Source organism: Sutcliffiella horikoshii (assembly GCF_002157855.1).
In the GTDB taxonomy this organism is placed as follows: Bacteria; Bacillota; Bacilli; order Bacillales; family Bacillaceae_I; genus Sutcliffiella_A; species Sutcliffiella_A horikoshii_C.
In genome coordinates this window covers 1,057,765-1,076,556 of sequence record NZ_CP020880.1, presented here as the reverse complement: position 1 = coordinate 1,076,556, position 18,792 = coordinate 1,057,765, and the positions used below count along the sequence as shown (strand labels likewise).

Annotated in this window: 21 protein-coding genes; 8 read left to right on the top strand and 13 right to left on the bottom strand. The window is 39.7% G+C overall.

Annotation, left to right across the window (positions count from 1 at the left end; all coding sequences use genetic code 11):
- The first annotated feature begins 72 nt into the window (after nucleotides 1–72).
- Nucleotides 73–876 (top strand): FixH family protein, encoded by an 804-nt coding sequence (locus B4U37_RS05705; protein WP_088017458.1) that lies wholly within the window; start codon nucleotides 73–75, stop codon nucleotides 874–876.
- A gap of 440 nt (nucleotides 877–1,316) precedes the next feature.
- Here the strand turns inward: B4U37_RS05705 and B4U37_RS05695 are convergent, their stop codons facing one another.
- On the bottom strand, nucleotides 1,317–2,144 hold the full coding sequence (locus B4U37_RS05695; RefSeq protein ID WP_088017456.1) for an aldo/keto reductase: 828 nt from the start codon (nucleotides 2,142–2,144) through the stop codon (nucleotides 1,317–1,319).
- A gap of 129 nt (nucleotides 2,145–2,273) precedes the next feature.
- On the opposite strand from B4U37_RS05695, the gene B4U37_RS05690 reads away from it, so the two are divergent.
- Nucleotides 2,274–2,615, top strand: coding sequence for a hypothetical protein (locus B4U37_RS05690; RefSeq protein ID WP_088017455.1), 342 nt, complete (start codon nucleotides 2,274–2,276; stop codon nucleotides 2,613–2,615).
- Nucleotides 2,616–3,058: 443 nt separating this feature from the next.
- Here B4U37_RS05690 and wrbA read toward each other — a convergent pair whose 3' ends face one another.
- The 3 genes from wrbA to B4U37_RS05680 form a co-directional block, all read right to left on the bottom strand.
- The gene (gene wrbA, locus B4U37_RS05685; protein WP_088017454.1) at nucleotides 3,059–3,673 is read right to left on the bottom strand and encodes an NAD(P)H:quinone oxidoreductase; all 615 of its coding nucleotides are present in this window, start codon (nucleotides 3,671–3,673) and stop codon (nucleotides 3,059–3,061) included.
- A gap of 165 nt (nucleotides 3,674–3,838) precedes the next feature.
- Nucleotides 3,839–3,985, bottom strand: coding sequence for a putative periplasmic lipoprotein (locus B4U37_RS21880; RefSeq protein WP_010198442.1), 147 nt, complete (start codon nucleotides 3,983–3,985; stop codon nucleotides 3,839–3,841).
- Between the two features lie 16 nt (nucleotides 3,986–4,001).
- On the bottom strand, nucleotides 4,002–5,300 hold the full coding sequence (locus B4U37_RS05680) for a helix-turn-helix domain-containing protein (RefSeq protein ID WP_010198440.1): 1,299 nt from the start codon (nucleotides 5,298–5,300) through the stop codon (nucleotides 4,002–4,004).
- Between the two features lie 296 nt (nucleotides 5,301–5,596).
- On the opposite strand from B4U37_RS05680, the gene B4U37_RS05675 reads away from it, so the two are divergent.
- Nucleotides 5,597–6,115: a MerR family transcriptional regulator gene (locus B4U37_RS05675; protein ID WP_088017453.1), complete on the top strand. Its 519-nt coding sequence runs from the start codon at nucleotides 5,597–5,599 to the stop codon at nucleotides 6,113–6,115.
- A gap of 26 nt (nucleotides 6,116–6,141) precedes the next feature.
- Here the strand turns inward: B4U37_RS05675 and B4U37_RS05670 are convergent, their stop codons facing one another.
- Nucleotides 6,142–6,420: a hypothetical protein gene (locus B4U37_RS05670; protein ID WP_088017452.1), complete on the bottom strand. Its 279-nt coding sequence runs from the start codon at nucleotides 6,418–6,420 to the stop codon at nucleotides 6,142–6,144.
- A 114-nt stretch (nucleotides 6,421–6,534) separates the two neighbouring features.
- On the opposite strand from B4U37_RS05670, the gene B4U37_RS05665 reads away from it, so the two are divergent.
- Nucleotides 6,535–7,812 carry a histidine kinase dimerization/phospho-acceptor domain-containing protein gene (locus tag B4U37_RS05665; protein WP_088017451.1) on the top strand — a complete coding sequence of 426 codons (1,278 nt, stop codon included), beginning with the start codon at nucleotides 6,535–6,537 and terminating at the stop codon, nucleotides 7,810–7,812.
- 38 nt (nucleotides 7,813–7,850) lie between these two features.
- On the opposite strand, the gene crcB is transcribed toward B4U37_RS05665, so the two are convergent.
- From crcB to B4U37_RS05650, 3 genes are all read right to left on the bottom strand, one after another.
- Nucleotides 7,851–8,228: a fluoride efflux transporter CrcB gene (gene crcB / locus B4U37_RS05660; protein ID WP_088017450.1), complete on the bottom strand. Its 378-nt coding sequence runs from the start codon at nucleotides 8,226–8,228 to the stop codon at nucleotides 7,851–7,853.
- 10 nt (nucleotides 8,229–8,238) lie between these two features.
- Complete coding sequence (locus tag B4U37_RS05655) at nucleotides 8,239–8,637, bottom strand: fluoride efflux transporter FluC (RefSeq protein ID WP_088017449.1); 399 nt, start codon at nucleotides 8,635–8,637, stop codon at nucleotides 8,239–8,241.
- Between the two features lie 97 nt (nucleotides 8,638–8,734).
- Nucleotides 8,735–9,799, bottom strand: a complete 1,065-nt coding sequence (locus B4U37_RS05650; RefSeq protein WP_088017448.1) for an SDR family oxidoreductase — start codon at nucleotides 9,797–9,799, stop codon at nucleotides 8,735–8,737.
- Between the two features lie 169 nt (nucleotides 9,800–9,968).
- On the opposite strand from B4U37_RS05650, the gene msrA reads away from it, so the two are divergent.
- The gene (gene msrA, locus B4U37_RS05645; protein ID WP_088017447.1) at nucleotides 9,969–11,096 is read left to right on the top strand and encodes a peptide-methionine (S)-S-oxide reductase MsrA; all 1,128 of its coding nucleotides are present in this window, start codon (nucleotides 9,969–9,971) and stop codon (nucleotides 11,094–11,096) included.
- A 384-nt stretch (nucleotides 11,097–11,480) separates the two neighbouring features.
- Here msrA and proC read toward each other — a convergent pair whose 3' ends face one another.
- A complete protein-coding gene (gene proC / locus B4U37_RS05640) occupies nucleotides 11,481–12,296 on the bottom strand; it encodes a pyrroline-5-carboxylate reductase (RefSeq protein ID WP_088017446.1) in 816 nt (271 codons plus the stop codon).
- Between the two features lie 244 nt (nucleotides 12,297–12,540).
- Nucleotides 12,541–13,806: a hemolysin family protein gene (locus B4U37_RS05635; RefSeq protein WP_088017445.1), complete on the bottom strand. Its 1,266-nt coding sequence runs from the start codon at nucleotides 13,804–13,806 to the stop codon at nucleotides 12,541–12,543.
- A gap of 202 nt (nucleotides 13,807–14,008) precedes the next feature.
- Here B4U37_RS05635 and B4U37_RS05630 point away from each other — a divergent pair, with 202 nt between their 5' ends.
- On the top strand, nucleotides 14,009–14,977 hold the full coding sequence (locus tag B4U37_RS05630) for a ring-cleaving dioxygenase (RefSeq protein ID WP_088017444.1): 969 nt from the start codon (nucleotides 14,009–14,011) through the stop codon (nucleotides 14,975–14,977).
- A gap of 64 nt (nucleotides 14,978–15,041) precedes the next feature.
- Here B4U37_RS05630 and B4U37_RS05625 read toward each other — a convergent pair whose 3' ends face one another.
- Complete coding sequence (locus B4U37_RS05625) at nucleotides 15,042–15,770, bottom strand: DUF1538 domain-containing protein (RefSeq protein WP_088017443.1); 729 nt, start codon at nucleotides 15,768–15,770, stop codon at nucleotides 15,042–15,044.
- On the bottom strand, nucleotides 15,767–16,459 hold the full coding sequence (locus B4U37_RS05620) for a DUF1538 domain-containing protein (RefSeq protein ID WP_088020168.1): 693 nt from the start codon (nucleotides 16,457–16,459) through the stop codon (nucleotides 15,767–15,769). Before B4U37_RS05620 ends, B4U37_RS05625 begins: the two co-directional genes overlap by 4 nt.
- A gap of 159 nt (nucleotides 16,460–16,618) precedes the next feature.
- Between B4U37_RS05620 and B4U37_RS05615 the strand changes: the two genes are divergently transcribed.
- Nucleotides 16,619–16,798, top strand: coding sequence for a hypothetical protein (locus B4U37_RS05615; RefSeq protein ID WP_088017442.1), 180 nt, complete (start codon nucleotides 16,619–16,621; stop codon nucleotides 16,796–16,798).
- Between the two features lie 81 nt (nucleotides 16,799–16,879).
- Complete coding sequence (locus tag B4U37_RS05610) at nucleotides 16,880–17,773, top strand: GNAT family N-acetyltransferase (RefSeq protein ID WP_157663723.1); 894 nt, start codon at nucleotides 16,880–16,882, stop codon at nucleotides 17,771–17,773.
- A gap of 12 nt (nucleotides 17,774–17,785) precedes the next feature.
- On the opposite strand, the gene B4U37_RS05605 is transcribed toward B4U37_RS05610, so the two are convergent.
- Nucleotides 17,786–18,787, bottom strand: coding sequence for a DUF3231 family protein (locus B4U37_RS05605; RefSeq protein WP_088017440.1), 1,002 nt, complete (start codon nucleotides 18,785–18,787; stop codon nucleotides 17,786–17,788).
- Between the last annotated feature and the right edge of the window lie 5 nt (nucleotides 18,788–18,792).

Below are 18,792 nucleotides of genomic sequence, written 5' to 3'. Positions count from 1 at the left end.
TGATCTTTTTGATGATATTTTCCGTTAGGATATTAGTTATAATTAAATCATTGAACGAGAGGAGTGTTCTTTTTGAAAAAATTAACCTTATTTATCAGCTTGCTTTCAATTATGATGTTGGCAGCTTGCGGATCAACCAATAACAATGAAAATACAAACGGAAACAATGATGAAGTCCCTAGCATGGTGGAAGTAGAAATCAAGGTCCCTGAAAAAGTAGAACCGAATGAAGAGGTAAAAATAGAAGCACTTGTCACTCAAGGTGAAGAGAATGTGGATGATGCCCAAGAAGTAAAATTTGAAGTATGGAAGCAAGGTCAGGAAGCAGATCATGAAATGCTCGAAGCAATGAATGACGGTTCCGGAATCTATTCCATCACAAAAACCTTTGAAGAAGAAGGCTTTTACTATGTAGTCGCTCACACTACTGCCAGAGATATGCACGTAATGCCACGTGTTGAATTAACTGTTGGAAACCCAGAACCTTCAGAGAAAGAAGAAGAGCACGATCATGAAGAAGAAGGTCACAATCACGATCATGAGACACATGAAAAAACAGATCATGATGACCACCACAGCCATGAGAGCAGCTTGAATATAACATTAAAACCGACAGACGCTGTAAAAGCGAATCTAGAAACTACGTTATCCACAGAAATCAAGCAAGAAGATGCTGCTTTAACAGATGCGACTGTTCGTTTTGAAATTTGGCATGAAGATTCAGAGAAACACGAATTCGTAGATGCAAAAGAAGTCAGTGATGGAGTCTATGAAGCAAAAACGACCATGAAAGAAACTGGTCTGTATTATGTTCAAATACACGTAGAAAAAGATGAATTACACGAACACCAGCAAGAAGAAATAGAAGTTGAATAATATAAAACCTGAGTTAGTGGTTAGTCGCCGCTGTTCCTTTCCGCAAATGGCTGCGCTTTCCACGGGGCGACCTTGAGCCTCCTCGGCAAGCCTGCGGGGTCTCAACATTGCCGCTACTCCCCCGTAGGAGTCTCCGCCATTTGCTCCAATACACAGCTAGAAATTACGTTAAAATAATGTTATTGATACATCAGTAACTCGGTTAGATAGCTTTATTGACTAACGTGAATGTAGTCACCTTGTTGATTGGAGTGGAAGGCGCGCAGACGCCCGCGGGAGGAAGGGACAGGTGAGACCCCGCAACGAAGTGAGGAGACTCACGGACCGCCCGCAGGCAAGCGAAGCGCCTGGAACGGAAATCAACTGAACCTTAAACTTTCTCTTAAAAAAGGTGCAGGGCGACTATGCCCTGCACCTTTGTATTGTTTTATCGGTAGAATTTAAAAATCAAAATTGTCCGGATCCGGACCTACACGTTTGTCTTCATTCAATGCATGAATCTTCTGCATTTCCTCTGCTGACAACTCAAAGTCGAAAATATCCGCATTTTCTTTAATACGGTGCTCTTTCACTGATTTGGGAATGGTCACGACACCATTCTGAAGATCCCATCGAAGAATGACCTGTGCAACAGACTTATTATGAGCATCTGCAATCTCCTTTAAGACATCATTATCCAACAGCTGTCCTTGCATCAATGGAGACCACGCTTCCATTTGGATGCCATTTTCTTTACAGAAATTCAATAGCTCCACCTGGGAAAGCTTTGGATGGTACTCTACTTGATTAACCATTGGTTTTACCTCCGCCACATCCAGAATATCCTGAAGATGATGAATTTGGAAGTTGCTCACCCCAATGGCACGGACTCTTCCGTCCTTATACAACTTTTCTAATGCTTTCCACGTATCTACATATTTTCCTTTAACAGGCCAGTGTACAAGATATAAGTCCAGATATTCTAAACCTAGCTTTTCCATGCTCTCATCAAAAGCTTTTAATGTAGATTCATATCCTTGATCTGCATTCCAAACTTTAGTTGTGATGAAAAGCTCTTCACGAGGTACATCTGACTCTCTAATCCCTTTTCCTACACCTTCTTCATTTTTGTAAATGGCTGCTGTATCAATGCTTTTATAACCTGCATGGATGGCCATCTTTACAGAGGATTCTACTTCCTGTCCTTCTTCCACTTTAAATACACCAAGACCAAACCAAGGCATTTCTAAGCCATTATGTAGGGTTGTTGTAGACGCTAAACTTTTCATTTTTTTCCACCTTCCTATTTTTTAAGCATACTTTTATTATGTCCCATTACCTTGATTATGCAAATATTTTGCCTAGGTACTCACCGATGAATCTGTCCCGTTATATATATAGTAAAAAGGAGTTTGGTGATGGAGATGTATGACTATATTATGCTCTTGAATTTATTGGCCATTGTTTCCACGACACTTGTGAGTTATGTATATGTCTCTCAAATGGTGATGCGTAAAGGGGCATTTTTTTTCCATACCGCAATCAGTCTTTCTTTTATCATCCTCATATGGTTTGTCACTACGACAATTTGGTACTTTTTTACCATTAAGGTCGATGGACTCCTTTATATCGGGGGAATGCTTTTTAATATGATGGTAGCGATCTTTTGTTCCACCGTATTTCTTGCTTACTTGTTCGTTCAACGGGCCTATTTCATCAGAAAATATAAAAGAAATAAACCGACCATTCAAAAGGATTAGCGTTTAAAAACTTTGTTTTTTGGGTTAACTGTCGCTGTTCCTTTCCGCAAATGGCTTCGCTTTCCGCGGGGCGGCATTGAGCCTCCTCGCAGCTGCGGGGTCTCAACATTGCCGCTACGCCCCCGCCGGAGTCTACGCCATTTGCTCCAATCCACAGCTTAAAAATAGATAAACAATACGTTGATGCTTATTCAGTTAACACAGTTAGATACCTTTTCCCAACCTTTCGCTGGATGCTGTCACCTTGTTGATTGGAGTGGAAGGCGCGCAGACGTCCGCCGGAGGAAGGGACAGGTGAGACCCCAAAGACTGTAAGCCTAGGAGGCTCACGGACCGCCAGCAGGCAAGCGAAGCGCCTGGAGCGGAAATCAACCGAATTATATACTTTCTTATTCTTAAAGAAAATACCCACCACAAAAGTGACGGGTATTTGTTGTTTTGTTCTATTGCATGCCGTTTTTGATGGCACTCGCGATTTGAAGGGTTCGTTTTGTCTGATGTTTGACCGCTGCAGCTACGTCCTCTTTCCAATTACCGTCTTGATCAGCTGTCACACTTGTTCCATAAGGATTTCCGCCTGCTTCAAAAACGGAGTTGTCCGTATAGCCAGGTGCCGCGATAATCACTCCCCAATGGTATAAGGTAGTGTAAAGATTCAAGATAGTTTGTTCTTGGCCTCCGTGAGGATTGCTTGCAGATGTCATGGCACTTGCAACCTTGTTTGCAAGTTTCCCTTCTGCCCAGAGTCCACCTGTTGTATCGAGGAATTGCTTCATCTGTGCAGGAGCAGTTCCATATCTTGTCGGAACACTGAATATATAAGCATCCGCCCATGTCAGGTCATCTAAACTTGCTTCTGGGACGTCTTTTGTTTCCTCTAGATGTTGCTTCCAAGCTGGATTAGAATTAATTGCTTCTTGTGGGGCAAGCTCTGGAACCTTTACCAACTTCACTTCAGCTCCACTTGCCTTTGCTTCCTCTTCTGCTGTTTTTGCCAACTTATAGTTTGTACCTGTTGAACTGTAATAGATAATCGCCAATTTTACATTTGTAGCCATTGTCAAACACTCCTTTTACAAGTTTTAAAGGTTTCTTCATGTTTGCAGTTCGATGATACTATTACCTTCTAACTTATCTTGTACCCATATATCTCGAATTAAAACTTTTCAATATGTTTCTATAAAAAAGACCCCACTCTATTGAGTAAGGTCCATCAAGTAAAATCATCCTTCCGGAATAGGGTCCGGATGTTGATCCTTTGAAGCTAATAAAATTTCCTGCTTTGAATCCACCCCTGCCTCCTGAAACTCCACAGCGCCACAACATACTAAGAAAACCGCCATCACCAATAGAACCAATTGTTTTTTCATATGGCCCATCTCCTCCTTAAAGAAAAGTTTGTTTCTTTAGTTCCTTGTATCCAAGAGAATAGTAATAACTTGCTTTTTTATATTTATAACTGGCTTCAAAATATTGAGCCAGGCGTTCAGCATAAATTATAAGCGGTTCTTTTAAATCCTTCTCCTGAAAATATGGTAACGCTTGCTCCTGAAATATCTGGTCGAATTTCTCATAATTACCTTCAAGAATGCTTTCGTGAATCGAAAAATAATAATGGTATTCCATGACATCCTCTGGGTTGGTTAATAGTTCCTGACCAAGTTTCAGCCATTTTCTGCATTCAGTGAAATCTTGGAGTTTATCATACTCTAGCAATATACAATATATAGAAGTTAGCTTGCTTAATGGTCTATCTTGTTGTTTTAGAAAGTAACTTTTTTCATATTCCTTAATGGCTTCTTCATGATGGCCCTTGATAGAATAAAGTTTCCCAAGATTATGATAGATCAGGGACTGAAGATACATATTATTAAGAGACTCTGAAAGTTTCTGGGCGAGTAAATAACTTTTTTCCGAGCGGTCATATTCTCCAATTCTACGATAACAGATGCCTAATAATACTTGGCACTCTGCGCTTCTTTTGAAATCATAGATGGCTTGGAATTCTTGGAGTGCTTTGGTGGTATATGTGATGCTCAGTGGTTCCTTCATTGTCTGACTATATGTAAGACCAAAGAGATAGTAGAGGTCGGCCTCTTCCGATTTTTCAAGATTGGAATTCCTTTGCAATAGCTGTTCTGCTACCTTCAAGTGTTCAAGTGCCTGAACAAAGTTGTTTCGTCTATACTCGTAAATAGAATAGAATTTTTGAAAATAATAATGCATGTGTATATCAAAAATATCCATGAATTGTTGTAACTTTTCAAGGAGGTCTCTTGATTGATCTATGTTTTTAAGGTAAAGGTGGTAACGTAATTCAAACAGTACAAAATACATATAAGTCTTCGTATTAGTGGATTGAATTTTTTTAGAGAGGCTCTCATATCTGCGCTTAATTTCTTGACTTTCACTTGTAGTCATTAACTTGTACCAAGACATAAGTTCTTGAAAAATCGTATCATCCTGCTGTTCAATCAGGCTGACTTCAAGACGCTCACATAAAAGCCTTAAGACTTCCTCACTTGGCGAAGTTAGGTTATTTTCAATTTTTGAGAGGTAGGATACTGAAATAATTCCTCTTGCAAGATCATCCTGTTTTAATCCTTTTTGTATGCGAAAAAATTTAATCTTACTTCCGATATCCATTTTTGTTGTCTTAACAATTGGTTGTTCGAGATTTATCATATGGATCATTCCTTCGCTTTGTTTTCTATTTTAAATATTCAGATTACTATAAATAAATGACTTGCTCAAAGCGTCTGAACCCTATCTTCCTATTATAAAAGGAAATTATGGTTTTCGTAACCTCTTTTTATAGTTATCTAGGCATATTTCAATAGGAAATTTTTCCTTTATTTGCAGACAAAAGATAAGTTGGTGCGATATTTTAACTATTTTTGCCGAACAACCACTACTTTTGTCTACCTTGGAGGAAGATGCTTATCGATGTGGAAATACATTAATAAAGGGAGTGAGTTTGAATGGAGTTAAAAACACATGAAGTGGCAAAAGAACTAGGTATGGCACCTAGAACCGTACGTAAGTGGGTCCAAAAATACGAAATCCCTTGTCGCAAAAATGATTATGGCCATTATGTTTACGATGAAGAGGCCCTGGCCCGTCTAGAAACACTTAAAGCAAGCGGGGAGGTAGCAGGAGCCATGGACGTTGCCTTTGGCACAGACATCAAAGAAGTACAAGTTGAAAACATGAGTGCACGGAATGAAGATGGTAAAGCATTGGAGCATCGGCTGCAGATCTTGACTGAGAGAGTGAGCAGAACAGAACGAATGGTCCAACAAAAAGCGGATGAGGTGGTATCCTACCAATTACTGCAACAAAGAAAAGAAATAGAAGAGCTTACAAAGAAAGTAGACAGACTAGAAAAGATGTTAGATCAAATGCAAACCCCAATTAAAAAAATAGAGCCCCCACTTATCTTTGACCAACCTCCACAACAAAAGCGCCGCAATGTTTTTCGTTCCATATTTGGATTATAGATGAAGCTGCCATGATACTTGGATGGTCAGCTTTCTTTTTTTATTTCTTCCAAAACAAGAGTAAACTCCTTTATGAGTAATATTTGCTCCGTTGCGTTTAATTTAGACTCTACTATTCGTTTAACAGCTAAATAATATTTATCCATCGGTTGCTTTCTCGTCCTTGGGTGTGTCAGTTCGTCCTTTAATTCTCTTCTTATTGCCTGTTCTAATACTTCCTTTTGATCACCACCATCTATAAACTCCATTGAGCGGTTGTTCCACAGAAGCTTATACAGCTCTACTAATCTGCTTTCTTCTTGCATTGCCTTTCCTCCTTGTTTCTACATTTTTCTTGAATTTTATAGAATTTTCTTTCAATTTATGGTACTTTGTAAATGAATAATAGTACATAATGCATCTAGGTAAGGGGTCTCGTAATGAACTTATTGAAAGATATCTTATTACAACTGTTCTTTTTGGTCGTCCCTCTTCTTCTATACTACACTTTGGTACATAAACGAACTAGTAAGCCTTCGGAGTTTGTCCGTCAACTTGCAGCCTTTTTTTATTGTACCATTTCAGCACTTATGTGTTCGACATTTCCTATACTAATAGCTGATGACACCCCTTTTAACTTAAGTGGCATCCCGGTTATCATGTCCATATTGTATGGTGGATATTTGGCTGGAGGTTTGACGGTCATTGCTTTATTTATCTATCCCTTGATTTCCCCGTCTTCCATTAACTATTTGCATGCTTATTTTCTTATCCCTTTTCTTTCTGTCTTGCCTTTATTGGTGCAGACGAAGTGGAGGGTGTATCCAAACACTATTAAATACTTATTGATATCAACAATTGCTGCAATTGGAGCAGTATTACATTCCATTACTTTTGTAATTTTAGGCTTGGAGATAGCGAGTACAATTAGCACAAGTATCGTGTTTGTCGGCACTACTCTGCTTTTATTCTGCTTAGTTGAGTATTTTTGTGGATTAGAAGAATTACAAAATCAATACAAAAAAATGAAAAAACTCTACCATATCAATACCATTGCTGATGAAGTTGCAAGAGAGTTTCAACAACCGTTAACTATGGTAAAAGGATTTACACAATTGCTCGGAGCAGAACACAACAGGGCAAATAAGGAATATGTTCCCATCATTTTGAAGGAGCTAAACCGCGCTGAAAAGATCATTGATTCCTATATTAAACTCGCTAAGACAGAAGCATTTTCTTCAAAGACACTATCCTCGAAGGAATTACTTGACTTGGTCACAGCAGATATCCAAATGTATGCGAACAACCATCACCTGGATTTTCAGATTAACAGCGAGCGTAACTTAAGGATAAATGGAAACTTGAATCTTCTTGCAGAAGCTATCTCAACGATAATTAAATTTTGTATCCAATCAAATGACGGATCAATGAAAAGTCTCCAGCTTAATCATTACCTGCAGCGAACAGAAGTAATATTCGAGCTAGTGATGAAAGATGGGAAAGCAGAGAAAGATCCTATAAAAACATTACTTCACCTGCAAGAAATACGTAAAAACGAGGAACATACCCCTCTTTATTCTGCTTATACGATTTTATTGGCTCATGGTGGGGATCTTCATTATAAAAATCAGTGGTTTAAAAAGTCTCTTGTTCTCACATTACCTGCACAAGTAAAAAAAAATAACCTCGTCACCAGAAATGTTATCCGTACAAACTAAAAAAGGAAAACTCGTGATACCTGAACGAGTTTTCCTTTTTAACTTATAAAATAACCTAGGAGAAATCCTATAATGGAACCAAAAATGCTTAAACTTAGATAGATTAAGGCGTGTTGATATTTGTTATCCATTATTAACTGTACAGCTTCCACACTAAAAGTGGAAAACGTCGTAAATGCACCGAAGAAACCTAATCCCAGAAAAACAAAAAGTGCGTCGTTATAAAGAGTTTCTGTATAAACGTTTCCATATAGTATTCCTAACCCAAATGAACCTATGATATTAACTATAATCATTGCTATTGGGATGCGCGGGGTTGGAAACTTTTTCATAACAGCCAATCCAAGTAAATATCTGCACAAGGCTCCGCTCCCGCCCCCAACTGTGAGTATTAAGATCAAGGCAGCTTGACTCATACTAACCTCCCTATCTTTTTAAGCCAGAAGCTAAATGTTTTTTAGAAAATGAATGTCCTAATAAAAGCCCGAGGAAAGCGAATAAAAGTCCACCAACAACGGACGAGAATAAATAGATAGTAGTAATAAAAATGGTAGATTGTGCCTCTAACATAAATGCATCAGCAGCCAACGTAGACATCGTCGTAAAACCACCACACAAGCCAGTCCCAAATCCAACCTTTATATATTCCTTACCTTCTCTACGCATCATCCATCCTGTAAAAGTCCCCAAGACAAAGCTTCCCACAAGATTAACAAAAAGTGTTCCTACCGGAAAAGCAATTTCAACAGTACTTACAGTAATTGCATACCTCAGCAACGTACCGATTGCTCCACCAATAAAAACCGCTAAAATATTTTTCACCACTATACTGTCACCTGCTTGATTGAGTTGTTGCATTTATTATAAACAAAAAAAGAGTGAAAGCCTATATAACGGCCACCACTCCTTCTTTGCAACTTAATTATATTTCCACCTTTTCCTTTTCTGGTTCAAAATAGGCGCGGATTATAATTTCCAATATCTCCTTCGTCATATTCAAATGAGAGATAGGACTATCTTTTAAAAGTTTTTGTGTATTGCGATCCGCAAATGAGATACTCCGATCAAGATATGGACCAAAGACATCTATTAAACTATTTAACTGCAGCTCCACTGGTGTTAAGGAAAAGCTTGTACCTTTCTCATAAATGCCAAGTGAACGGAAGTCCAAATGCGCTTTTATCGTCTCAAGTATTTCCCTGTTGGTTGGCGGTGCAGGATTTGTAACATTGTAGATTGTGTTCTTTTCCGCTTGTTGAGCTGCAATCGTTAAAATATCGGCTACATAATCAACAGGTACCAGATTGGATGTACCGTCTTTGGAACCGACCAGGTGAACTTTTTCTTCATAACTCTTGCGTTCCAGTTTACGTTTAAAAAGCTCGAGGCCCCTCATAAATCCATAAAGCGTAAAGTTGGAGTCCGCTTCACCTGTCTTAGAATCTCCAACAATGATGGCAGGTCTAAAAATGGAAACGTCCATTTCATCCTTATATTTCATTACTTCATGTTCTGCAAGGGCCTTGCTTTCCTCATATGGATTGTTGAAGTCCTGTTCAAGATTATAAAGTTCTTCCTTACCTGAATTGGATATTCCCACCGTATAAGCGGTGCTCACATGGATAAATTTTCCCGCTCCAATTGAGGCAGCGACTTCTAAGGCGTGTTTCGTTCCTTGGTAATTCATTTCCATGAGTGTATCCCTTAAGTGATGATCAAATTTTACTAAAGCTGCAAGATGATAGAAAATATCAATTTTATTAGTAAGCGCAGCTAATTGCTCAGTAGAAAAACCGAATTTCGGTTTAACAATATCCCCATTTAGAATGGTAACCCTATCTTGCAGGGAAAGTGGCAAGTCTTCTTTTAATGCATTCGCTTTTTTGATGTTTCTAGCTAATATATAGACTGTGTGCTCTCCTTCCAAGAGGTTGCGAATCAGCCTTCCCCCTAAAAATCCAGTAGCACCAGTTAAGAATATATTCATTGAAGTCCTCCATTGTTGAAGATGATTTTTCAATCATATCTATTACAATAGTAATATATATTGTACACGAAATCAAAACATGGAAAAATTTGAAGAAGCATATCATTTGTAGAGGTCTGTAAATGGCTTACGTTATAATTGGAATAACGACATACTAAAGGAGTCTGTGATGAGTAAAAAATTCTGGGGTTTACTTCTTGTAATCGCTTGCCTTGCCGCCTACTTCTTTATACCCAAAATGTATGCAACTGTAACACAGAAATCAGTCGGCAGTATGCCTTATGAGCTTGAGGAAAGTGAAAATATTGCCTATGCCACTTTCGCAGGCGGCTGCTTCTGGTGCATGGAACCGCCATTTGAAAAGCTGCCAGGTGTATACGAGGTTGTTTCAGGCTATACCGGTGGAAATGTGGAAAACCCAGCCTACAACGAAGTCACAACTGGAGAGACAGGTCATGTGGAAGCCGTCATCGTTTCTTATAATCCGGATGTCATAAATTATGAAACGTTATTAGATGTATTCTGGAGACAAGTCGATCCTACTGATGACGAGGGACAATTTGTTGATAGAGGCACGCCTTATCAATCTGGAATTTTCTATCATAGTGAAGAACAGAAGCAACTCGCCGAACAATCAAAAGAAGATCTTGATGCTTCTGGGCGTTTTGATCAACCAATTGTGACGGAGATTACGCCAGCAGAAACCTTCTATATTGCAGAAGACTATCATCAGGACTATTACATTAAAAATCCGGTTCGCTATGATTTTTACCGAGATAACTCAGGACGTGACGATTTTCTCGATGAGGCTTGGGGTGATGATCGCAATATAACTCCACAAGTAGAAGATGATGGCACAACCCTTCTCCATTTATCCAAAGATGAATTGCGTTCCGTTTTAACTGCTGAACAATATTATGTCACGCAGGAAGATGGCACAGAGGAACCGTTTAATAATGAGTATTGGGACTTTGAAGGAGAAGGCATTTATGTGGATTTAATTTCTGGAGAAGCATTGTTCAGCTCTACCGATAAATATGATTCTGGTACTGGATGGCCGAGCTTCACAAAGCCGTTGGTTCCAGAAAATATAGTGGAGCTGGAAGACCGAAGTTTTTTCTCTGTACGAACTGAAATCCGCAGCAAATTAGGCAACGCACACTTGGGGCATGTTTTCGATGACGGCCCTAATCCAACCGGCCTAAGATATTGCATGAACTCCGCCGCCCTCCGATTTGTCCCAAAAGAACAACTCGAAGCAGAGGGATATGGAGAATTTCTGGAGTTGTTTGAATAAGCAATAAGCCCACTCTACCTTTAGGTGAGTGGGTTAGTTTTAAGAGAAAAAGTATAGAATCCTGTTGATTTCCCTTTCCAGGCGCTTCGCTTGCCTGCGGGCGTCTGCGCGCCTTCCACTCCAATCAACAAGGTTACTTTGTTCACATTAGGGTTTGCGAAAAGGTATTTAACTGAGTTAACTGTAAATGCACTAACACTTCGTTCACCTAATTTCTAGCTGTGGATTGGAGCAAAAGGCGAAGACTCCTGAGGGAGATAGCGGTAGCTTGAGACCCCGCAGCGTAGCGAGGAGGCTCAAGCACCCTAGGAAAGCGAAGCCATTTGCGGAAAGGAACAGCGGCGTTTAACAACTAACTATTGTTTTTGTTATAAACAGTTTTTCTCATTTGCTATTTTTCAGTCTTTTAGACTTTTCCGTACATGCTTCCATTGCAGAGACCACAGCAGACCGGAAGCCGTGCTTTTCCAGAGTCGTAACAGCTTCAATGGTAGCCCCACCTGGCGTACACACATTATCCTTCAATTCACCCGGGTGCTTCCCCGTCTCCAACACCATCTTCGCTGCTCCCAGAACAGCCTGGGCTGCCATAGTATATGCCTGATTACGGGCTATTCCCTGCTGCACTGCCCCATCAGCCAACGCTTCAATGAACATATACACATATGCCGGAGAAGAACCGCTAACGGCAGGCACAGCATCCATCAACTTTTCAGGCAGTACCTCCGCTTTACCGAAGCTTTCAAAAAGACGGATGACCTCTTGCAGTTCCTGTGCATTTGTTTCATCGTTAGAACAAATTGCACTCATGCCTTCCCCTACCAGGGATGGAGTATTGGGCATTACACGGACTGCTTTTATACTATGTCCGAAAGTTGTTTCAAGGAAATCAAGCGTTATGCCCGCAGCAATGGTAATAATGACAGCCTCACTCTTGACTATATCCTTAATTTCTTCTATTACTGCTTTGTGAAGATCAGGTTTTACAGCTAAGATAAGCATGTCTGCTTTTGCTGCTACTTCCCTGTTTTGAATTGTTGTTTGAATCGCGTACTTATCTGCAATTTTCTCTACCGTTTCTCTTGTTTTTGCACTGGCGAATATCTGGTTTGCAGGTACTAGTTCTGACTTTATAAGTCCACCAATTATGGCCTCAGCCATCTTTCCGCTACCAATAAAACCAATTTTCTTGTTTAACATTATGTATCACTTCCTAAACGTTCTGCTTTGAATTATATAAAAACCATTTAAAGAAAGCTACCCCTGTATTCTCTGAACATTGCCCCCATTGCCACCTTACAACTACCGGTGAACCCAAAAACTCTCGAACATTGTCCTCATTGAGACCCTATAACTACCGGTGAACCCAAAACTCTCGAACATGATTAAACTCGTTCCCAAGTAACAAAAAAGCCCTGGCAATATGCCAAGACTCTGAAAAGGTTTAAGCAGAAAAGACGAAATCAACGTTTTTTTCCACAACTACTTTTTGGATTCGATGCTTTTTCACTTCTTCTATGTGAATGACGAAACTTTCACACTCCACTCTTTCTCCCTTTTTAGGAAGATAGCCGAGCATATCTGAAATCCAACCACCTAACGTGTTAGCGGTGGATTCAGATACTTCAAGTTGTAGCAGCTCCGTAAATTCTTCTACAGGGAGACGCCCATCCATACGAAACTTCAATTCATCTAGTACTTCCACCAAGTTTTCGTTTTCATCATGCTCATCCCAGATTTCCCCGACAATCTCTTCAATAATATCTTCAATCGAGATAATACCTGCCGTTCCTCCATACTCATCAAGCACAATGGCCAAATGGTTTTGTGAAGTCTGCAGCTCTTTAAGGAGATTAGATATTTTGGCAGATCCGATGACAAAAAATGGACTGCGTTCAATTTCTTTTAATGAAAAGTTAGGATTCTGAACATATTGCGCAAAGAAATCTCTATGTGAAATAACTCCAGTAATGTTGTCGATGGATCCTTCATATAAAGGTAAGCGGGAATATTGTTCTTTTATAAAAATGTCTTTAATTTCTTCAATAGACGTATCCTCTGAGATTGCTACTACGTCAGGCCTTGGAGTAAGGATATCTTTCACGACGATATCATCAAACGCTATGGCATTATGCAGCAGTTCTCGTTCTTGTGTGAGAAAAGTCCCTTCTTCCTCTCCGATTTCGACCATCGCAATTACATCTTCTTCTGTAACAGTAGGTTCCTCCTTATCTGCTCCAAGGAGTTTTTTGATTCCTACTTTCAGTTGGACGAACAACCATGTAATCGGATAAAAGAGTTTCATGACTGTCATTAAAGAAGCAGATATTAAAAGTAAATATTTTTCTGCATATTGTTTAGCTAAAGATTTCGGCAAAATCTCCCCAAAAACAAGGACTACTATCGTAATAATCGCTGTCGTGATTGCTAGCGTACTGCCATCAGGGCCGTATAGTTGCGTAGCAATATTAGTTGCTATCGCTGCCATTGCTATGTTGACAATATTATTACCTATTAGGATTGTAGAAACACTTTGATCAAAGTTTTCTGCCATGTTTAATGAGCGTTTTGCTCTTGCATTGTTGTCTGCCTGATTACGAAGCCGAACTTTGTTCACGCTCGTAATAGCCGTTTCAGATGCCGAAAAATATCCTGATAATATTAACAATGCCCCTAATAAAATTATCGAGTCATAGGGTATACTATCCAAGTTCTCATCACTCTCCTACATATATATATTATAAATATATTTTGAAATGGAGAATTTAGCAATAAAAAAGCAGAAAAACACAGAAAAATTTTGTACTTTTCAAATAATTCTTTGCTATTGTGGAAGTGAAAAAGTCATGTTATAATTATCTTGAATTCGAGATATCTTAATTTGAGTTAAATAATTAGTAGGAGTGATACCTATGGAATTATTGGGTTTACACCACGTTTCTTTATTAACAGCTAAAGCAGAAAGAAATTTTCAATTTTTCACAGAGGTTCTTGGCATGCGACTTGTAAAAAAGACCGTAAATCAAGATAACACCTCCTCCTATCATCTATTTTATGGTGACGCAGAGGGAAATCCAGGAACCGAGATCACCTTTTTCGATATTCCTGGCTTAGGCAGAACCCATGAAGGAGTTTCAAGCATTTCATCTACTTCTTTACGTGTGGCAACCACCGAATCATTACGTTTTTGGCAACAGCGATTCCAGACATTTAACATAAAACAGGAAGAAATAAAAAAGCGCGCAGACAGAGACACTTTGGCATTTGAAGATTACGAAGGCACCAAGCTGTTATTAGTGGCTGATAACGGAGAAAAAGGTGTTTCAGCCGGGGTTCCCTGGGAAAAGAGTGATATCCCAAAAGAGCATAGCATTATTGGACTTGGGCCTGTAACGTTGACGGTTAAATCTTCCCTGCCGACCACGAGCATCTTAACCAATGTGCTTGGGTTTCAATTTAAAGGGTCATATCCTTCCCTTAAAGGGGATTTCCCTGACATCGAAATATACACAACTGGGGAAGGAGGAACAGGTGCTGAAGTGCATATTGAAACAAGGCCTGATCTTCCAGCTGAAAAAATAGGTCGCGGCGGCGTACATCATGTAGCGTTCCGGGTTCCAATTCAAGAAGAGTTTCAAAAGTGGGTACAACGCGTGAGGGAAACCCGCCTCCCGAACTCAGGAGAAGTAGAAAGATATTATTTTAAGGCACTTTACTTCCGAGAGCCTAATGGTATTCTTTTTGAACTATCCACAGACACTCCTGGATTCAGTGCAGACGAGCCGTTAGAAACGATGGGAGAAAAACTTGCTCTTCCTCCGTTTTTAGAGCCAAAAAGAGCAGAAATCGAAGCAAGTTTACGACCTCTCGAAATAAACTAAGTAAAAAACGGAGCTGAAATCGACTAGTTGATTTCAGCTCCGTTTTATTTATGCCACGCAATTTCTATCCCTTCTCTTCCACTTCTTTTTTGTAAATAATTCCTAACACAAGAACGGAAATAATGGGGGCAAGTGCTACAAGGGCAATCATTCCAAAGCCATCCGTCAGGGGATCACTTCCCTCTGTAACAGATGCAACTCCTACCGCCATGGAAAGAATAAAAGTAACCGTCATGGGTCCAGTTGCAACTCCGCCAGAATCAAAGGCAATACTGACGAAGATTTTTTTGGTAAAAAACAGAAGGATAAATGCGATAAGGTAGCCTGGAATGAGGTAATACCAGATGGAAAAATTGAACTGAATACGAAGCATGGACAAAGCGATAGCTACTCCTACTCCTACAGACAGCGTCAAAAGCATTGCTTTCTTGGAGATATATCCTTCCGTCACATCGGATACCTCTTTATTCAGTACTCTTACAGCAGGCTCTGCTATCGTAGCGACAAAACCAAGAACAAAGCCAATAGGAATCAGTATCCACGAATGTGTAATCTCGCCAAGACTCTCTCCCATTTTTTCTCCTACTGGCATAAATCCGATATGCACCCCTTGGAGGAATAACACCAGTCCTATGTAGGAAAACCCGAAACCAAGCAATATTTTCTTTAGTTTATCCCAATCTAGCTTCAAAAATATAAATTGAAAAACGAGGAAAAAAACTAATAACGGCACTAACGCGAAGGTTACCTCAAGAAGCAGTCCTCCAAATCCCTTAAAGATGTCGTGAATCATTGATAAATCACCCCCAATAGCAGAACTGCAAGTATAGGTCCAATGGAAGCCAGTGCAACCAATCCAAATCCTTCACTCGATGATTCATCCTTTCTCAATACAGACGCGACACCGACTCCCAAAGCCAGAATAAACGGGACGGTCAGCGGACCTGTGGTCACACCTCCAGCATCAAATGAAATTGGAACGAATGTCTCAGGAGTAAAAAATCCTAGGAGAAAAACAAGTAAATATGCAGGCATTATAAGGTAAGGCAATTTAATCTTATAAATGGTTCTTACCATCGCCAGCGCCACAAATATCCCAACTCCAAGCGCAACGGAAAGGATCAATACAGTCGACGTGATTTTCCCATCCGATACTTCATCCACTTGCGTTGCCAACACCCTTACATCTGGTTCTGCCACAGTGACCGCGATACCCAACAACAGCCCGACAATAATGATTAACCACTTCTTTTTTGGTTTTGGGAGCGCCCTTCCAATCATGTCCCCAACAGGTAAAAGTCCTATGTTGACACCCATAAGGAAGAACATCAATCCAAATGTCACCATTAATAGTCCTATTAAGAATAAAAGGAACTTCTCAAGAGGAAGTCCTATTAAAAAAATCTGAAGTAAAATGATTACCGCTGATACTGGTAAAATTGCCAGAAAAGATTCTTTGACTGAATCTTTAATATCCTCCATTTCCTCACTCCCACTCATCTATATCTCTTTTTATCTTTTTACCCTATTATTCCTATTACATAACTGAACAATGTTCAAAGAATAGAAAAATTGCTGAAAGCGCTGACAAGTCTAAGCCTATACACATATAGTGTTATCAAAGGGAAAGGAGGGTGTTATATGGAAAGAATTATTCTGTTTTTCGCTGCCATGCTAGCAGGTTTTGCGCTTCTTAGAGTACCAATGACTGGAACGTTTGCTGCTCTTGAGCCGATCACTAGTATTCTTGGCGTCGTGACTGTTCTAGTATTCTCACTTGCCTTAATCTATAGAGGGGTACGAAACCTCATAAATCGTTAATTTTTTGTGTTATAATTTTTAATAATCTAATAAATCCCAGAGGCGTGCACACTCTGGGATTTTTTAATGGGGAGTGGTGAAATGAAAGAACCTGTAATCTTTTTTTCTTCAAGTGATTTACTTGAAGAAGTTGCATCTTTTATTGCAAGACTCAATGGTCAGTCCCGCAGTCATATCGGATATTGTGGCAAAAAACAACAGGAGATCTCTAGTTACTTGCAAAATGAACTGACAGATGTACCGTTTGAAAAAGCCTTCGTTCTAGCCTATAAGAATGAAACATTGATAGGAGTAGTTGGGTTTGATGCTGACTTCGAGCAAAAGTCTGCAGAAGTATGGGGGCCGTTTGTAGAGGCTAATCACCAAGATCAAGCAATATACCTATTCAAGGAAATGTTGCCACTTCTGCCATCAGAGGTTGAAAGACTTAGCATGTTTCCAAACAAGGTAAATGAAACAGCAGTCATAACCGCAACAAATTTCAACTTCTCAAAACAAAGTGAACAGGCTATTTTAATTATGAGAAGAAACGACTATTCTGCCTCTCAAGTTTCTAAGCTACCCTTTCTTACAGAGCAACGCAACGGAGAGATGATCCGCCTGCACAACCTGGCCTTTCCAGATACATATTATACTGGAGAAGAAATCATTAAACGGATTAATGAACACCGGAAAGTATTTTATTATCTGAGAGAAGACAAATTAGCAGGGTACATTTACGTGGAAGTAGAACCTGAGTTTTCGGAAGCAAGCATAGAGTTTTTTGCAGTGGATGATCGTTTTCGCGGACAAAGCATCGGTACGGAACTTTTGAAAGGTGCGGTTTCTTGGATTTTTTCATTTAAAGAAATTGATGAACTTCAACTGTGTGTGAATTCAACCAATAATCATGCAATACGTCTTTACCAAAAGGCAGGTTTCAAGCTTTCTGATGAGCTTTATTTTTTCCAGAAGGAGCTGAAGGTTCCAGTATGACCTTCAGCCACTTTATTCTTGCAGCTTCTCTCGGTCCACTGATTGCGGAGGCTGTTCCATCCATCCTCTTCTAATCAGCATCTCCAATCCATCCTCCCCATATTTGGCTATATCCAACATAATCGTGGAATAGTGCATCGCAAGGTCTTTCCGCATCGCAGTGGACATGGCATATGCAAGCAAGTATAATCCGGCAGAACTTGTGGTTGTAATCAAAAATAAGATTAGCTTGTCAGAAAAGGGGGAAACGATTGAATCTGTTACCTCAAGACTGACAGGAACATTTCCTAAGTGGTCCTCATCTTTTAAGACATTATTAAAGACTTCCACCTGTTTTTGCGCAAGTATCTTCCCTTTTTTTAAATATTCCTTTATCTCCTGGTCCCTCATGACTTGAATTAATCCCAATAGCATGACCATCCCAATATAGTTACGTTCAATCACATAAAATATTTCCCCGAGTTCCATCACATTCAGGGGCCTTTTGTCACCAAACCAAGCACCAAGGATTGTTTGCTGCTCTTTAATGTATTGTACATTTTTCGGATAAGGGACTTTGGGTGGTCTGTCATAAATCCCCTTCGCAAGCATCAAGTCAAGTGCATTTCTGTAATGTTTGGTTGAAGTTTTTAAACATTCACTAAAAAAAGCAACCACATCGCCTCTTGCTACCTTCGTCAAAACCGAGGCATAATAGGGTACTGTCATCTGCCCCACCCTATAGGCAAAACTCAGTGCAAAGAGATCTGTATATAAGGGAGGAGCCGCAAGATTGACATCTTTATCGGAAAATCCATCTGGCACTGGAAAGTCTTCTTTAATAAAGATTTTCTGAATTTCCTCATTATATCTTTCTTCTAAGAACAATGACTCCTTTACAATTCGCTCAATCTCCGTGTCTTCCACCTGCTGAAGAAAATGCTTATAAAAGCAAATCGTTGCGCTGTTCTGTATGTATGTTGTCCATAATGCCGCAATCTCCGGCGTTGTCAGTTGTATGTTATGTTTCTTCATAGAAA

What these genes read in the sequence shown, in the direction of transcription:
- B4U37_RS05695 (WP_088017456.1), bottom strand. Translation starts at nt 2,144, where the DNA reads ATGAAAAGTTTAGCGTCTACAACAACCCTACATAATGGCTTAGAAATG.
- B4U37_RS05690 (WP_088017455.1), top strand. Translation starts at nt 2,274, where the DNA reads ATGGAGATGTATGACTATATTATGCTCTTGAATTTATTGGCCATTGTT.
- wrbA (WP_088017454.1), bottom strand. Translation starts at nt 3,673, where the DNA reads ATGGCTACAAATGTAAAATTGGCGATTATCTATTACAGTTCAACAGGT.
- B4U37_RS21880 (WP_010198442.1), bottom strand. Translation starts at nt 3,985, where the DNA reads ATGAAAAAACAATTGGTTCTATTGGTGATGGCGGTTTTCTTAGTATGT.
- B4U37_RS05680 (WP_010198440.1), bottom strand. Translation starts at nt 5,300, where the DNA reads ATGATAAATCTCGAACAACCAATTGTTAAGACAACAAAAATGGATATC.
- B4U37_RS05675 (WP_088017453.1), top strand. Translation starts at nt 5,597, where the DNA reads ATGGAGTTAAAAACACATGAAGTGGCAAAAGAACTAGGTATGGCACCT.
- B4U37_RS05670 (WP_088017452.1), bottom strand. Translation starts at nt 6,420, where the DNA reads ATGCAAGAAGAAAGCAGATTAGTAGAGCTGTATAAGCTTCTGTGGAAC.
- B4U37_RS05665 (WP_088017451.1), top strand. Translation starts at nt 6,535, where the DNA reads ATGAACTTATTGAAAGATATCTTATTACAACTGTTCTTTTTGGTCGTC.
- crcB (WP_088017450.1), bottom strand. Translation starts at nt 8,228, where the DNA reads ATGAGTCAAGCTGCCTTGATCTTAATACTCACAGTTGGGGGCGGGAGC.
- B4U37_RS05650 (WP_088017448.1), bottom strand. Translation starts at nt 9,799, where the DNA reads ATGAATATATTCTTAACTGGTGCTACTGGATTTTTAGGGGGAAGGCTG.
- msrA (WP_088017447.1), top strand. Translation starts at nt 9,969, where the DNA reads ATGAGTAAAAAATTCTGGGGTTTACTTCTTGTAATCGCTTGCCTTGCC.
- proC (WP_088017446.1), bottom strand. Translation starts at nt 12,296, where the DNA reads ATGTTAAACAAGAAAATTGGTTTTATTGGTAGCGGAAAGATGGCTGAG.
- B4U37_RS05630 (WP_088017444.1), top strand. Translation starts at nt 14,009, where the DNA reads ATGGAATTATTGGGTTTACACCACGTTTCTTTATTAACAGCTAAAGCA.
- B4U37_RS05625 (WP_088017443.1), bottom strand. Translation starts at nt 15,770, where the DNA reads ATGATTCACGACATCTTTAAGGGATTTGGAGGACTGCTTCTTGAGGTA.
- B4U37_RS05620 (WP_088020168.1), bottom strand. Translation starts at nt 16,459, where the DNA reads ATGGAGGATATTAAAGATTCAGTCAAAGAATCTTTTCTGGCAATTTTA.
- B4U37_RS05615 (WP_088017442.1), top strand. Translation starts at nt 16,619, where the DNA reads ATGGAAAGAATTATTCTGTTTTTCGCTGCCATGCTAGCAGGTTTTGCG.
- B4U37_RS05610 (WP_157663723.1), top strand. Translation starts at nt 16,880, where the DNA reads ATGAAAGAACCTGTAATCTTTTTTTCTTCAAGTGATTTACTTGAAGAA.
- B4U37_RS05605 (WP_088017440.1), bottom strand. Translation starts at nt 18,787, where the DNA reads ATGAAGAAACATAACATACAACTGACAACGCCGGAGATTGCGGCATTA.